This window comes from Pseudarthrobacter sp. lyk4-40-TYG-27 (assembly GCF_030209295.1).
GTDB lineage: Bacteria > Actinomycetota > Actinomycetes > Actinomycetales > Micrococcaceae > Arthrobacter.
In genome coordinates this window covers 713,964-727,950 of sequence record NZ_JARVSH010000001.1, presented here as the reverse complement: position 1 = coordinate 727,950, position 13,987 = coordinate 713,964, and the positions used below count along the sequence as shown (strand labels likewise).

The window sequence follows — 13,987 nt, the reverse complement described above, 5'->3', positions numbered from 1 at the left end:
CAACGGTGAGCTGGATCACGGGGTGCCCAATGATGGATATCACATTGCAAGGACGTGTCGAGCCCAGAGCCTGTGCCGCAGCGTCTATCAGAATATCCACAAGGAGACACATCATGGCTTCTCAACGAGGAGAGTCGCTCGGAACTGCGACGCCGCGGCGCAAGGGACTGGACAAGTCCCACTACCTGTACATCGCCGTCATCGCGGCAGTTATCCTGGGCGCACTGGTGGGCCTGCTGTTCCCGGAGGTCGCCAAGAACCTCAAGCCGCTGGGCGACGGGTTCATCAAGCTCATCAAGATGATGATCGCGCCGGTCATCTTCTGCACTATCGTCCTGGGCATCGGTTCCATCGCCAAGGCGGCTACCGTGGGCAAGGTGGGCGGCCTGGCGCTGGGTTACTTCGTCATCATGTCCACCTTCGCCTTGGCCATCGGCCTGGTGGTCGGCAACCTGATCCACCCCGGTGAGGGCCTGAAGCTCACGCCCTACGATCCCAACAAGAAGGCAGCTACGGACAGCACCGTCGACTTCCTGCTTGGCATCATCCCCAGCGACATCCCCGTGCTGCCCACCCTGCTGGCGGCAATCCTGGTGGGCTTCGCACTGCAAAAGATGGGCCCCCAGGGCGCTCCGATCCTGAAGGCCATCGGCCACGGCCAGGCCCTGGTGTTCCGCATCCTCATCATGATCATGTGGCTCGCTCCGGTCGGCGCCTTCGGTGCCATCGCCGCCGTCGTGGGCGCCACCGGCGTCCAGGCCATCGTGAGCATGTTCACCCTGATGGTGGCGTTCTACATCACCTGTGCGCTGTTCATCGTCGTGATCCTCGGCGGGCTCCTCCAGGTGGTGGCCGGCGTCAACATCTTCAAGCTCATGAAGTACCTGGCCCGCGAATACCTCCTCATCTTCTCCACGTCCTCCTCCGAGGCTGCGCTCCCGCGGCTGATCGCCAAGATGGAACACCTGGGCGTGTCCAAGCCCGTCGTCGGCGTCACCGTTCCCACCGGATACTCCTTCAACCTTGACGGAACAGCCATCTACCTGACCATGGCGTCCCTCTTCGTTGCCAACGCCATGGGTACCCCGCTGGACCTCGGCGCCCAGATCTCCTTGCTGATCTTCATGATCATTGCGTCCAAGGGCGCCGCCGGCGTGACCGGCGCCGGGCTGGCCACCCTCGCCGCTGGCCTGCAGGCACACCGTCCCGAGCTGCTCGGCGGCGTGGGAATGATCGTCGGCATCGACCGCTTCATGTCCGAAGCCCGTGCGCTGACCAACTTCACCGGCAACGCCGTCGCCACCGTCCTGATCGGCACCTGGGTCAAGGAGATCGACGGCGGCCAGGTCACCCGCGTCCTCTCCGGCGAGGCCCCGTTCGATGAGCAGACCATGATCGCCGGGCATGGCGAAATGGCACCAAAGGAAGAAGGCGCCCGCGAGGTCGCCAAGGCCTGACCGTCACCTGCGGCAACGCCCGAAACCGCCCCTGCAGCCCCCGCTGCAGGGGCGGTTTTGTTGTATTCAACCCACAACCTTCGACCTCAACTAGAGGGTCAAGGCTCAACATTCGCGGAAAGTCAAGTTCCGTCGAATGCCGTGTCGGGCGCTGTAACCTAAGGATCAGAACGAACGGCGCTGGCGAGCCAGCGGCAGGAAATCACCGTCATCGAAAGTGTGGACAGATACGTGAGCAGCGAACAGGGTTCAGCAACTCTGGAGGGCACGGAATTCGACCTGGAAAACGCGGTGATGGGCCCCACCGGGCGCCCATACCGGGAGTTCCCGGAACCCGCGCCGCTGTCCTCCCACGGCCCGGCCCGCGTCATTGCCATGGTCAACCAGAAGGGCGGCGTCGGGAAGACGACCTCCACCATCAACCTCGCCGCAGCGCTCGCGGAATACGGCCGCCGCGTCCTTCTGGTGGACTTTGACCCCCAGGGCGCGCTCTCGGCTGGCCTGGGCGTCAATCCGCACGAGCTTGACCTCACCGTCTACAACGTCCTGATGGACCGCAAGGTGGACATCCGCGACGCCATCCACCAGACCGGCGTTGAGAACGTCGACCTCCTGCCGGCCAACATCGACCTCTCCGCCGCGGAAGTCCAGTTGGTCAACGAAGTGGCACGCGAGCAGGTCCTGGACCGTGCGCTCAAGAAAGTCGAAGACGATTACGACGTCGTCCTCATCGACTGCCAGCCGTCCCTCGGCCTCCTGACTGTCAACGCCCTCACGGCAGCGCACGGTGTCATCATTCCGCTGATCTGCGAGTTCTTTGCGCTCCGCGCGGTGGCGCTCCTGGTCGAAACCATCGACAAAGTCCAGGACCGGTTGAACCCGCGCCTGCAGGTGGACGGCGTGCTGGCCACCATGTACGACGCCCGCACCCTGCACAGCCGGGAGGTCATTACCCGCCTGGTGGAGGCCTTCGGCGACAAAGTCTTCGAGACCGTCATCAAGCGCTCCATCAAGTTCGCCGACGCCACCGTCGCCGCCGAACCCATCACCAGCTACGCGGGGAACCACGTGGGGGCTGACGCCTACCGCAGGCTGGCCAAGGAACTGATCGCCCGCGGCGGCGCACCGTAACCAACGCCGTGGCCGAATCAAAGCCCGGCTTCGAGGTGCGGCTGGCCAACTTCACCGGCCCTTTCGATCTCCTCCTGGGCCTCATTGCCAAGCACCAGCTGGACATCACCGAGGTGGCCATCGCCACGGTGACGGATGAGTTCATCAAGTACATCCGGAAACTCCAGGAGCTCGGCGAAGAATGGGCGCTGGATGAGGCAAGCGAATTCCTGGTGATTGCCGCGACGCTTCTTGACCTGAAGGCGGCACGGCTCCTCCCCGCCGGCGAGGTCGAGGATGACGAAGACATCGCCCTCCTCGAAGCGAGGGATCTGCTCTTCGCCCGGCTGCTCCAGTACAAGGCCTTCAAGCACGTGGCCGGAATCCTGGGCGAGACCCTGCACCAGGAGGGCCGGCGCTTCCCGCGGCAGGTGGCACTGGAGGAGCAGTTCGCGGCGATGCTTCCCGAACTCGTCTGGAAGCACACGCCTGAACAATTCGCCGCCCTGGCCGGGGCCGCACTGCGGCCCAAGGCCCCGGCGCAGCCGCCGCAGGTGGCCCTTGGCCACCTCCACGGGGGCAACGTCAGCGTCAAGGAGCAGGCCGAGATGCTGGGCCTGCGCCTGCAACGGCAGTCCCCGCTGACCTTCCGCTCCCTGATCGCCGACGCCGGGTCAACCCTGGTGGTGGTCGCCCGGTTCCTGGCGCTGTTGGAGCTGTTCCGGGACAAGGCGGTCTCGTTCGACCAGCTGTCCCCGCTGGCAGAGCTGGCGATCCACTGGACAGCCGATGGCCGGGACTGGTCGGCCGAGCATCTCAGCGAAGAATACGAGGAACAACTGTGAACCTGGAACCGCAACAACCGGAGCCGGGGGCGGACTTTGGGGATGACCACGACGCCGACGGGCTTCCCGGGGGCGCCAAGGCCGCCCTTGAGGCCGTCCTGATGGTCCTGGACGAGCCGGCCACGGAGGATGAGCTCGCCGCGGGGGTTCGCCTCACGCCCGCCACGGTGCGCTCCCTGCTGGAAGAACTTCAACGCGAGTATGACGGCTATACTGTTAACGCCCCGGATATGGAGAATGCCAGCCACGCTGGCTTTGGCTCCAGGCCCCGGGGTTTTGAATTGCGGAACATCGCCGGTGGCTGGCGGATCTACTCCCGCGCCGAATTTGCCGACATCGTGGGCAAGTACGTGCTCGACGGGCAGACCACCAGGCTCACCCAGGCGGCATTGGAAACACTGGCTGTCATCGCGTACCGCCAACCCGTTTCACGGGCCAGGGTGTCTGCAATTCGCGGAGTCAATGTTGATTCTGTCGTACGGACACTCGCCCAGCGCGGGCTGATCGAAGACGCGGGAACCGATCCCGAGTCCGGCGCAATCCTTTACCGGACCACCTCCTATTTCCTTGAACGGATGGGAATCGGTTCAGTGGAGGAGTTGCCCCACCTGTCGCCGCACCTACCGGGTCTCGACGGGATCGCAGAGTTCTACGACGCCGACATGATGTAGGCAGGGCACTCCCTGTCCGCGTCAATTCACTTACCAGGGCAGACGAAGTCTGCACGGCTGGCTAGGGTTGTCCTTGGACATCTCTGCGGGCCAAAACATCGAAGGACGGGTCATGACACAGGCGGGACGCCAGGGTTCACCACGTAACGGATCAGGACGCGGCGGGAGCGACCGCAACGCGTCACAGCGCGGGAATTCACCCCAGCGCGGCAACCAGGGCGGAGGCTCCCGGGGCGGCGCGGCAAAGCGTTCGTCCGCCTTCGGCGGCGACCGCCCGCAGCGGGCGCCGAAGCCGCGCGAGGAGCGCTTCATCGACCCCGACCTTGCCGGGGACCAGCAAGGACGCCCAGCAGGAGGCTCCAAGCCGGCGGCGCCGTCGTCGCGCAAGCCCGCTGCCCGCAAACCGGGATCCAAGAAGGCACCCGGAACTCCCGGCGCACCCAAGACCAAATCGCGCACGGGTGCACCCGGCGCTGCTGCGTCCCGCGCCTTCGGCAGCGAACGCTTCGGCCAGAACCTTGGCCCGGTCCGCAAACCTGCCCGCAGGAAGGGCCCCCGCGGCAACGTTCCCCAGTCCGAACTCCACGATGCCGACGGCGTCCGCCTCCAGAAGGTGATGGCGTCGGCTGGTGTGGCGTCCCGGCGTGTCTGCGAAGAGATGATCGCGGAGGGCCGCGTGGAAGTGGACGGCCAGGTGGTCACCGAGCTCGGTGTCCGCGTCGATCCCAAGACCGCCGTCATCCACGTCGACGGCCTGCGGATCCAGCTGGACGAAAACCTGGTCTACATGGTGTTCAACAAGCCCAAGGGCGTGGTGTCCACCATGGAGGACCCGGAGGGCCGCCCCTGCATCAGCGATTTCCTCAAGAACAACAAGAACACCGGCGAACGCCTCTTCCACGTGGGCCGGCTGGACGTCGCCACCGAGGGGCTGCTGCTGCTGACCAACGACGGCGAGCTCGCCAACCGGCTGACCCACCCCTCCTACGAGGTACCCAAGACCTACCTGGTCCAGGTGCGCGGGCCGTTCCCGCAGGGTGTCGGTGCCCAGCTGAAGGCCGGCGTCGAGCTTGAGGACGGCTTTGCCAGCGTCGATTCCTTCCGGCTGGTGGACTCCACGCCCGGCCACGTGCTGATCGAGGTTGTGCTCCACTCCGGCAAGAACCGGATTGTGCGCCGCCTCTTCGACGCTGTCGGGTTCCCGGTCCAGCGGCTTGTCCGCGTCAAGGTGGGCCCCATTGGGCTCGGAGACCAGCGCCAGGGCAGCATCCGCAACCTGGGCAAGCAGGAAGTCGGCCACCTGCTGGCATCCGTAGGGCTCTGATCCATGTCCGCGTTCAAAAGCCACGGCCGCGGCCACCTGGACGGGCCTGTGGTGGTCATTGGCGCCGGACTGCTGGGTGCCAGCATCGGGCTGGGCCTGCGTGGGCGCGGCGTAGCGGTGTTCCTGTCCGACCCCTCACCCACCAACCAGGCGGTGGCGGTGGATATCGGGGCGGGCCGCCCGCTGTCCGAGCTCGGCAGCGGAAAAGCCCAGCTCGTCGTGGTTGCCGCCCCGCCGGACGTTACGGCCGATGTCGTCTGCCAGGCACTCTCCGACTACCCTGACGCCGTGGTGGTGGACATTGCCAGTGTCAAGGCGGACATCCTTGCCCGGCTCCGGAGCCTGGGCGCCGACCTTTCACGGTATGTGGGCACCCATCCCATGGCAGGAAGGGAAAAGTCCGGTCCGGTAGCCGCCCGCGGCGAGCTGTTCACTTCCATGCCGTGGGTGCTCTGCCCGTCGGAGGAAACCTCGGACCACGCTTTGCAGGTGGCCCGCTCGCTTGCCTCGGACCTGGGAGCCGTCGTCTCGCAGTTCACGGCGGAAGAGCACGATGAAGCCGTCGCCCTGGTGTCGCACCTGCCCCAGGTCATGTCTTCGCTGCTGGCGAGCAGGCTGCAGGGCACGCCGCTGCATGCCCTGTCCCTGGCGGGCAACGGCCTGCGCGACGTCACCAGGATCGCCGCCAGCGATCCCACCCTGTGGGTTCAAATCCTTGGCGGCAACGCGGCCAAGGTCGTGGAGATCCTTTACGGCGTCCGCGAGGACCTGAACCGGCTCATCGGAACCTTGGAGCAGCCCACTGCACCGGGCGCCCGCCTGGACCTTGCCCAGCTCATCAGTGAGGGCAACGCCGGGCAGGCGCGGATTCCCGGCAAGCACGGCGGGCCACCACAGGCGTATTCCTGGCTGACGGTGCTGGTGGATGACAAACCGGGCCAGATCGCGCAGCTGCTCACCGAGATCGGTGAAATCGGCGTGAACGTCGAAGATCTTCGGCTGGATCATTCATCCGGACAAAACGTCGGCATGGTGGAATTGTCAGTGTTGCCGAACAAGCACGACCACCTGATCGAAGCCCTCAACGACCGCGGATGGCGGGTACTTCAGTAATGACACAGGAACTTCTCGAAACCATGCGCGCGCTGCGCATCGGCCGGCCCCTGGTGGTCGCCATCGACGGGCCGTCCGGCTCCGGCAAATCCAGCGTGAGCAAGGAGGTCGCCCGCCGCCTCCGTCTTGCCTACCTGGACACCGGTGCCATGTACCGTGCCCTGACCTGGTACTGCCTGAGCGAGGGCATCGACCTGGCGGACACCCCGGCCGTGGAGCAGGCGTCCCGCGACTTTGTGCTGGAATTGAGCACCAGCCCGCAGGAGGAATACGTACGGGTAGGCGGCGTGGACGTCACTGACGCCATCCGTGAGCCCGCGATCTCTTCGGCCGTCAGCGCCGTCGCCACCACGCTCGGCGCCCGGACCGAACTGATCCGCCGGCAGCGGGACCTGATCGAAAAGCACCACCGCCGCATGGTGGTGGAAGGCCGGGACATCACTACCGTCGTCGCGCCCGGCGCCGAAGTGCGCATGCTCCTCACCGCCAGCGAGGAAGCCCGGCTGCGCCGGCGCGGCATCCAACTGGGCGGCACCCAGAACGCCGAGCAACTTGCCGCCCAGGTCACGCACCGGGATGCCAAGGACTCAACCGTGGTCAATTTCACGCAGGCGGCGGACGGCGTGGTCACCCTGGACTCCTCGGACTTGGACTTCGAGCAGACGGTGGACGCCGCGCTCGTGATCGTCACCAAGGTGCTCAACCGTGACTGACGCCGGAGCCGGCCTGCCGTCCGGTTTGACCACGGTATGGAGCAGGCCCGTGGGCTGGGTGCTGGACCATGTGGTCTACCGGACCTCCGTGACCGGCAGGAGCAACGTCCCCACCGGCGGTCCCGTCATCTTTGCGGCCAACCACATCAGCTTCCTGGACGGGCCGGTGATGTTCGGCGCGGCCCCACGGCCCATGCACATCCTGGTGAAGCAGGAGATGTTCAAAGGCTTCCTGGGCCGGGTGCTCACCGCCTCGGGACAATTTCCCGTTGACCGCCGGGGGGACAGGGGTGCGCTGCAGCGCTGCAAGGCCGTGCTCGACGCCGGACGCTGCGTTGGGATTCTCCCCGAGGGAACGCGGGGGAGCGGGGCAGCAGAAGACATCAACGGCGGCGTGGCGTGGCTGGCCCTGAACACCGGCGCGCCGGTGGTTCCGGTGGCCATCCTCGGGACCCGCCAGGGAGCCGAACGCCTGGATTCGGTTCCGCGGCCCGGGCGGCGTTTCCACGTCAGCTTCGGGACAGCCCTTACCCTGGCCCGCCGGGCCGGCGAAAGCGGGCGTGCTTCAATGGACAGGGCGGCGCAGGAAATCCGCGCGGCCCTGGCGGGGCATGTCCAGGACACCATCACCATCAGCGGGCAGCCCTTGCCTTTCGCTGATCACCAAGACCTGACAGCAGTAGCCGGGGACGCCGGCAGATGACCACTAAGGACAGTGCAATGAGCGACACCACCCAGACTTCCGGGCATTCCGGTGCCGGCGATGACGAATACGTACCCTCCGGCAGCGACCAGGTCGCCGAACGGCTGGCGGCAATAGACGACGACGAAGCGGAGCTGCGTGCCGCCTCCCTCCGGGCCGGCCTTGAGGACTACGACCTCGACGAGGACGACGCCGCCCTGCTCAGCGGAGACTACGGCGACGAAGACCTTGAGGGTCCCCTTAAGCTGGATCCGGTCCTGGCCATTATCGGCCGCCCGAACGTGGGCAAGTCCACGCTGGTGAACCGGATCCTGGGCCGGCGTGAGGCCGTGGTGGAGGACACCCCCGGCGTCACCCGGGACCGCGTCATGTACTCGGCGAACTGGAACGGCCGCAACTTCACTTTGGTGGACACCGGCGGATGGGAACATGACGCCCGCGGCATCCACGCCCGCGTGGCCGAGCAGGCCGAGATGGCCGTGGAACTTGCCGACGCCGTCCTCTTCGTGGTGGACTCCGCCGTCGGAGCCACCGCCACGGACGAAGGCGTCATGAAGATGCTTCGCCGCAGCAAGAAGCCGGTCATCATGGTGGCCAACAAGGTGGACGACTTCGCCCAGGAAGCGGACAGCGCCGCACTGTGGGGCCTCGGCTTCGGCCAACCGTACCCGGTATCAGCGCTGCACGGCCGCGGCGTGGCAGACCTCCTGGACCACGTCATGGACATCCTCCCCGAGTTCTCCACCGTCGAGGGCGTGGAACGATCCGGCGGTCCCCGCCGGATCGCCCTGATCGGCCGTCCCAACGTGGGCAAGTCCTCCCTGCTGAACAAGCTCGCCGGATCCGAACGCGTGGTGGTGGACAACACCGCCGGCACCACCCGTGACCCCGTGGACGAATTCATCGAACTCGGCGGCCGCACGTGGCGCTTCGTGGACACCGCCGGTATCCGCCGCCGCCAGCACATGGCCCAGGGTGCGGACTACTATGCTTCCCTGCGGACGCAGGCCGCCCTCGAAAAGGCGGAGGTCGCCGTCGTACTCCTGGCGGTGGACGAGGTCCTCAGTGAACAGGACGTCCGTATCCTGCAGCTGGCCATCGAGTCCGGACGCGCGTTGGTGCTGGCCTTCAACAAGTGGGACCTGCTCGACGACGAACGCCGCCGCTACCTCGAGAGGGAAATCGAGCAGGACCTTGCCCACGTCGAATGGGCTCCGCGGGTCAACATCTCCGCCAAGACCGGATGGCACAAAGACCGCCTGGTTCCGGCCCTGGACCTGGCCCTGGAGAACTGGGACCGGCGCATCCCCACCGGGCGCCTCAATGCCTTCCTCGGCGAACTCGTGGCCGCGCACCCGCACCCGGTCCGTGGCGGCAAGCAGCCGCGCATCCTCTTCGGCACCCAGGCCTCCAGCCGGCCGCCGAAGTTCGTCTTGTTCACCACCGGCTTCCTGGACCCCGGGTACCGCCGGTTCATCACCCGGCGGCTGCGGGAAACCTTCGGCTTCGAAGGTACTCCCATCGAGGTGAGCATGCGCGTGCGTGAGAAGCGCGGCCGCAAGCGTTAATTGCGACACACCTTGGGGCTGATCGCCGGAAAGTGTCACTGGCACCCCTCCGGATCGTGTAAGCTCTTCTAGGTGGTTCGGCCGGACTGCTGATGGAAATCCTTGGAGGAATCCTTGGATCCGGTCAGCGGAGAACGGCGGAACCAGCGGGCTGTAGCGCAGCTTGGTAGCGCACTTGACTGGGGGTCAAGGGGTCGCAGGTTCAAATCCTGTCAGCCCGACCAAAAAGCGGAAAGCGCCGGAGATCATCTCCGGCGCTTTCCGCTTTTTTGGCGTTCCCGGCCGTTCCCGGTCCGGCCGGATGCCTGGTTCCGGGACTGCCTATTTCAAGAACTTCGACGTCCTCCGGTCCGCCAGGATCTTGCCCTTGGTCTGGCACGTGGGGCAGTACTGCAGCGCCGTGTCCGCGAACGACACTTCACGCACGGTGTCGCCGCACACGGGGCAGGGCTGGCCGGCGCGGGCGTGCACCCGCATGTGGCTTCGCTTGACGTCCTTGAGGTCTTTGGGCGGCTTGCCGCGGGCTTCCACCAGCGCCTGGCCCAACACGCTGTGGATGGCGTCGTAGAGCACCTGGACCGTCTCCCGGTCCAGGGACTTGGCGATGGCGAACGGAGAGATCCGCGCGGCGTGCAGGATTTCGTCGCTGTAGGCATTGCCGATGCCGGCAATGACGCTTTGGCTGCGCAGCAGCCCCTTGATCTGCTGCGAACTGCCCTGCAGGATCTCCGCCAGCATGCCGGCGTCGAACGCCTCCGTGAACGGATCGGGACCCAGCGCCGCAATTCCCGGCACATCCTGCGGATCGCGCACCACATAGACCGCCAGGCTTTTCTTGGTGCCCGCTTCGGTCAGGTCCAGGCCCCGCGGGCCGTCCGGACCGGCAAAGGTGCACCTGACGGCGATCAGGCCCTTGCCCATTCGAAGCTGGCTGTCGGCGGGGGAGTCGGTGAAGCGCACCCACCCCGCTCGCGCCAGGTGGAATACCAGCGACACGCCCGCAGTGTCGATGCTGATGAATTTGCCGAACCGCCGGACCCCGGAGACCAGCTGTCCCTCAAGGGCGCTGAAGGGCGGGTCGGCGGTTTTGAGGACGGCGAAGGACACGATCTGCAACCTTGAGATCGTGCACCCGCGCAGCTGCTCGTCCAGGAACGTGGCCAGGCCGGCCACTTCGGGCAGTTCCGGCATGGCTTACCCGCCCCGCCGCAGGGATGCTGCACCAGTGCTTGCACTCATGGGTCCCATCTTGTCAGAAACCCCGGTGCCCGCCCCGGCAGTTGTGCCTATACTTTCAGCGGCGGCCCGATTTCCGGGCCCCTCGTGACCTTGGCGCGCACCCCGATGAAAGGCCCCCCATGAGCAACATTCCCGAAGACCTGTCCTACACCGCCGAACATGAGTGGGTCACGGCCCCCAATGCCGACGGCGTGGTCCGCGTGGGAATCACCGACTTCGCCCAGGACGCGCTTGGTGACGTCGTCTACGCCCAGATGCCCGAAGTCGGCACGAAGATTACGGCGAACGAAGTGGTGGGCGAGGTCGAGTCCACCAAGAGCGTGAGCGACATCTACGCACCCGTTTCCGGCGAAGTCGTGGCGCGCAACGACTCCCTGGACAGCGATTCCGCCCTGATCAACACCGATCCCTACGGTGATGGCTGGCTGATCGAGGTCAAACTGGCCGAACCTGACGCCGTCGAGTCGCTGCTCAGTGCATCGGAGTACGAACAACAGGTAGGCTAAAGCTAACCGGTTAATCCGGTCCGGCCCCGCGTCGCAGGCAGGACGTCTTCGCACGTCAGTGGCCGGATCGGGCGCCGGCGCCGGACCTGCCGGGCAGGGCCGGTGAGCAATCGTCGGTTGCGGGCCAAGGCCCTGCACATCTAAGAGGAGGAATCCATGGCTGGCCACAGACACAACCCTGCCGATGGGGATTACGGCACGGGTGCGGCTAAGGCGTCGGAGACCACCTCGATCCATCTCACGCCGGTCACCGATGAGCCCACCATCGCCCCGAAGCTTTCTTCGGACGAGCGCAATTCCGTGGAGGCCCTGCCTGCCGGTTCCGCGCTGCTGGTAGCGCACAGCGGCCCGAACGCCGGTGCCCGGTTCCTCCTGGATTCGGACGTGACCACCGCCGGCCGCCACCCGGATGCGGATATCTTCCTGGACGATGTCACGGTCTCGCGCCGGCACGTCGAATTCCGCCGCACCGCTCGCAGCTTCGAAGTCGTGGACAAGAACAGCCTCAATGGCACCTACGTCAACCACGACCGGGTGGACAGCGTGGAGCTCAAGTCCGGCAGCGAAGTCCAGATCGGCAAGTTCCGCCTCACCTTCTACCTGAGCCCTGCCACGGCTGCAGGCCGCAGCTGACCCGGGGACCACTGCCTGTGGCAATGGCACAACCGGAACGCCGGGGCCCCCAGGTCCTGAATATCGGCGAGGTCCTCGCCCAGCTCAGCGCTGACTTCCCGGGCATGACGGCGTCGAAAATCCGCTTCCTTGAGGAAAAGGGCCTGATCAATCCGCGCCGCACACCTGCCGGCTACCGCCAGTACTCCGACGGCGACGTCGAACGCCTGCGGTTCGTGCTGGCCCTGCAGCGCGACCAGTACCTGCCCCTGAAGGTCATCAAGGACTACCTTGACGCAATCGACAGGGGAGAGCGGCCGGAAAACCTGCCCCCCGGCGTCGTGGTGTCCCCTCGTATTGTCTCGGACGAACTTGCCGCCGAGTTGCAGAACCGGGGCAGGAAACTGAGCGAGGAGCAGCTTCGGACCGAATCCGGAGCCAGCGTCCCCCTGCTGCAGTCCCTGCTGAGCTTCGGCCTCATCAGCCACAGCAACGGCCAGTTCGATGAGCATGCCCTCCAGGTTGCCCGCGCGTGCGTGCAGCTGGAAAGCCATGGGCTCGAGCCGCGCCACCTTCGCCCCTTCCAGGCGGCGGCCGAGAGGGAATTCGGCCTCGTGGAACGTGCCGTCGCGCCGCTGGCCTCGCGCAAGGACTCGGCATCGCAGGCACGCGCGGCCGAGGCCGCCCGCGAGATCAGCGATCTTTGCCTCACCCTGCACCGGGCCCTGGTGCAAGACCACATCTCACGCATGGACATCTGATGATTGAAGTAGAGATCGTAGGCGTTCGCATCGAATTGCCGTCCAACCAGCCGCTGGTCCTGCTCAAGGAGATGCACGGCGAACGCCACGTGCCCATCTGGATCGGCACCCCCGAGGCCAGTGCCATTGCGCTCGCCCAGCAGGGTGTTGTCCCGCCCCGGCCCATGACGCACGATCTCCTGGTGGACGTGGTGGAGTCGCTGGGGCACTCCGTGGTCAGCGTCAACATCGTGGCCGTGGAAGACAACATTTTCTATGGCCAGCTGCAGTTCGAGAACGGCACCACGGTCAGCTCCCGGGCCTCCGACGCCCTGGCCATCGCGCTGCGGGCCAAGTGCCGGATCTGGTGTGCCGATTCGGTCATGGACGAGGCCGGAGTGCGCATCACGGAACATGATGAGGGGGAGGACACCGAGCCGGGCCCCACGGTGGACGAAGAACGCGAAATGCGCCGGTTCCGCGAGTTCCTTGACGACGTGGAGCCCGAGGATTTCGACGGCTAAGGTCACGTTAAGGTTAAAGTTGAGGCTGAAAGTTTCGACACGCCTCTTTCAACCCCCCAACGTCTTTGACCTGGGGACCTGCCGGGCCTAACGTCGAAGTATCAAGTTCCCTTGCTTACGGCAGCCGCGCAAGTCACACTGGAAAGTGCGCCCCGCGACAATTACACGCATGGTCTTCATGCCGAAGCTGCCTTAGAGAGTTCCTGGGAGCGTACGACAAGGAGGATCCAGGTGAGTCCCAAAGGCGAAGCAGGCGGGCTGAAACAGCCCACAGCTGGTGTTGCTGTGCCCGTGAGCGGTGCCCAGGGCCTCCTGTTCACCGAGGACCTTCCGGTACTGGATGAGGACGCAGGCTACCGCGGCCCCACTGCCTGCAAAGCCGCAGGCATCACTTACCGGCAGCTCGACTACTGGGCGAGGACCGGTTTGGTTGAACCCGCCGTCCGCGGTGCCGCCGGCTCCGGCTCACAGCGGCTGTACGGCTTCCGGGACATCCTGGTCCTCAAAGTGGTCAAGCGCCTCCTGGATACCGGGGTCTCCCTGCAGCAGATCCGGACCGCCGTCGAACACCTCCGGGAGCGCGGCGTCGAGGACCTGGCACAGATTACGCTCATGAGCGACGGTGCAAGCGTCTACGAGTGCACGTCCGCGGATGAGGTCATAGACCTCGTCCAGGGTGGCCAGGGAGTCTTTGGCATCGCCGTTGGCCGTGTCTGGCGGGAAGTGGAAGGCAGCCTCGCGTCGCTGCCCAGCGAACATGCCGCGGAGCAATCCTTTCCCGACGACGAACTGAGCAAGCGCCGTGCGGCGCGGAAGATCAGCTGACACCCGTTCCAATATTTAAGGGCCACCCTCCGGACGG

General features: G+C 65.9%; 14 protein-coding genes, 1 tRNA gene and 1 pseudogene. 15 read left to right on the top strand and 1 reads right to left on the bottom strand.

Translation table 11 applies throughout. The features are described from left to right. Positions 1–113: 113 nt before the first annotated feature. The 10 genes and pseudogenes from QRM96_RS03360 to QRM96_RS03315 all read left to right on the top strand — a co-directional run bounded on the left by QRM96_RS03360 (position 114) and on the right by QRM96_RS03315 (position 9,728). On the top strand, positions 114–1,457 hold the full coding sequence (locus tag QRM96_RS03360; RefSeq protein ID WP_109864344.1) for a cation:dicarboxylate symporter family transporter: 1,344 nt from the start codon (positions 114–116) through the stop codon (positions 1,455–1,457). Positions 1,458–1,688: 231 nt separating this feature from the next. Beyond that, positions 1,689–2,588, top strand: a complete 900-nt coding sequence (locus tag QRM96_RS03355) for a ParA family protein (protein WP_018763515.1) — start codon at positions 1,689–1,691, stop codon at positions 2,586–2,588. A gap of 8 nt (positions 2,589–2,596) precedes the next feature. After that, positions 2,597–3,412: a segregation and condensation protein A gene (locus tag QRM96_RS03350; protein WP_133832205.1), complete on the top strand. Its 816-nt coding sequence runs from the start codon at positions 2,597–2,599 to the stop codon at positions 3,410–3,412. 2 nt (positions 3,413–3,414) lie between these two features. After that, on the top strand, positions 3,415–4,083 hold the full coding sequence (scpB, locus tag QRM96_RS03345) for an SMC-Scp complex subunit ScpB (RefSeq protein WP_285318369.1): 669 nt from the start codon (positions 3,415–3,417) through the stop codon (positions 4,081–4,083). Between the two features lie 112 nt (positions 4,084–4,195). Next, on the top strand, positions 4,196–5,407 hold the full coding sequence (locus QRM96_RS03340) for a pseudouridine synthase (RefSeq protein ID WP_018763518.1): 1,212 nt from the start codon (positions 4,196–4,198) through the stop codon (positions 5,405–5,407). 3 nt (positions 5,408–5,410) lie between these two features. Further along, positions 5,411–6,520, top strand: a complete 1,110-nt coding sequence (locus QRM96_RS03335; protein WP_018763519.1) for a prephenate dehydrogenase — start codon at positions 5,411–5,413, stop codon at positions 6,518–6,520. Then, a complete protein-coding gene (gene cmk / locus QRM96_RS03330; RefSeq protein ID WP_285318335.1) occupies positions 6,520–7,233 on the top strand; it encodes a (d)CMP kinase in 714 nt (237 codons plus the stop codon). Before QRM96_RS03335 ends, cmk begins: the two co-directional genes overlap by 1 nt. Further along, a pseudogene (locus QRM96_RS03325) lies at positions 7,226–7,943 on the top strand (lysophospholipid acyltransferase family protein). The gene cmk and the pseudogene QRM96_RS03325 overlap by 8 nt, the downstream one beginning before the upstream one ends. A gap of 10 nt (positions 7,944–7,953) precedes the next feature. Continuing rightward, positions 7,954–9,504 (top strand): ribosome biogenesis GTPase Der, encoded by a 1,551-nt coding sequence (der, locus tag QRM96_RS03320; protein WP_018763522.1) that lies wholly within the window; start codon positions 7,954–7,956, stop codon positions 9,502–9,504. Positions 9,505–9,651: 147 nt separating this feature from the next. Continuing rightward, positions 9,652–9,728: transfer RNA gene (locus tag QRM96_RS03315), tRNA-Pro, on the top strand. 97 nt (positions 9,729–9,825) lie between these two features. Here QRM96_RS03315 and QRM96_RS03310 read toward each other — a convergent pair. After that, the gene (locus QRM96_RS03310) at positions 9,826–10,695 is read right to left on the bottom strand and encodes an Fpg/Nei family DNA glycosylase (RefSeq protein WP_018763523.1); all 870 of its coding nucleotides are present in this window, start codon (positions 10,693–10,695) and stop codon (positions 9,826–9,828) included. 167 nt (positions 10,696–10,862) lie between these two features. Between QRM96_RS03310 and gcvH the strand changes: the two genes are divergently transcribed. The 5 genes from gcvH to QRM96_RS03285 all read left to right on the top strand — a co-directional run bounded on the left by gcvH (position 10,863) and on the right by QRM96_RS03285 (position 13,950). Then, a complete protein-coding gene (gene gcvH / locus QRM96_RS03305; protein ID WP_018763524.1) occupies positions 10,863–11,249 on the top strand; it encodes a glycine cleavage system protein GcvH in 387 nt (128 codons plus the stop codon). A 156-nt stretch (positions 11,250–11,405) separates the two neighbouring features. Then, entirely contained in the window at positions 11,406–11,882 is a 477-nt protein-coding gene (locus QRM96_RS03300) for an FHA domain-containing protein (RefSeq protein ID WP_018763525.1), read from the top strand. A 23-nt stretch (positions 11,883–11,905) separates the two neighbouring features. Beyond that, positions 11,906–12,622 carry a transcriptional regulator FtsR gene (gene ftsR, locus QRM96_RS03295; RefSeq protein WP_018763526.1) on the top strand — a complete coding sequence of 239 codons (717 nt, stop codon included), beginning with the start codon at positions 11,906–11,908 and terminating at the stop codon, positions 12,620–12,622. Further along, the gene (locus QRM96_RS03290; protein ID WP_018763527.1) at positions 12,622–13,125 is read left to right on the top strand and encodes a bifunctional nuclease family protein; all 504 of its coding nucleotides are present in this window, start codon (positions 12,622–12,624) and stop codon (positions 13,123–13,125) included. The genes ftsR and QRM96_RS03290 overlap by 1 nt, the downstream gene beginning before the upstream one ends. 231 nt (positions 13,126–13,356) lie before the next feature. After that, positions 13,357–13,950 (top strand): MerR family transcriptional regulator, encoded by a 594-nt coding sequence (locus tag QRM96_RS03285; RefSeq protein WP_018763528.1) that lies wholly within the window; start codon positions 13,357–13,359, stop codon positions 13,948–13,950. Positions 13,951–13,987: the final 37 nt, after the last annotated feature.

Coding starts and splice junctions, on each gene's coding strand:
- QRM96_RS03290 (WP_018763527.1), top strand. CDS start 12,622: ATGATTGAAGTAGAGATCGTAGGCGTTCGCATCGAATTGCCGTCCAAC.
- gcvH (WP_018763524.1), top strand. CDS start 10,863: ATGAGCAACATTCCCGAAGACCTGTCCTACACCGCCGAACATGAGTGG.
- QRM96_RS03340 (WP_018763518.1), top strand. CDS start 4,196: ATGACACAGGCGGGACGCCAGGGTTCACCACGTAACGGATCAGGACGC.
- QRM96_RS03300 (WP_018763525.1), top strand. CDS start 11,406: ATGGCTGGCCACAGACACAACCCTGCCGATGGGGATTACGGCACGGGT.
- ftsR (WP_018763526.1), top strand. CDS start 11,906: ATGGCACAACCGGAACGCCGGGGCCCCCAGGTCCTGAATATCGGCGAG.
- QRM96_RS03310 (WP_018763523.1), bottom strand. CDS start 10,695: ATGCCGGAACTGCCCGAAGTGGCCGGCCTGGCCACGTTCCTGGACGAG.
- cmk (WP_285318335.1), top strand. CDS start 6,520: ATGACACAGGAACTTCTCGAAACCATGCGCGCGCTGCGCATCGGCCGG.
- QRM96_RS03360 (WP_109864344.1), top strand. CDS start 114: ATGGCTTCTCAACGAGGAGAGTCGCTCGGAACTGCGACGCCGCGGCGC.
- QRM96_RS03335 (WP_018763519.1), top strand. CDS start 5,411: ATGTCCGCGTTCAAAAGCCACGGCCGCGGCCACCTGGACGGGCCTGTG.
- der (WP_018763522.1), top strand. CDS start 7,954: ATGAGCGACACCACCCAGACTTCCGGGCATTCCGGTGCCGGCGATGAC.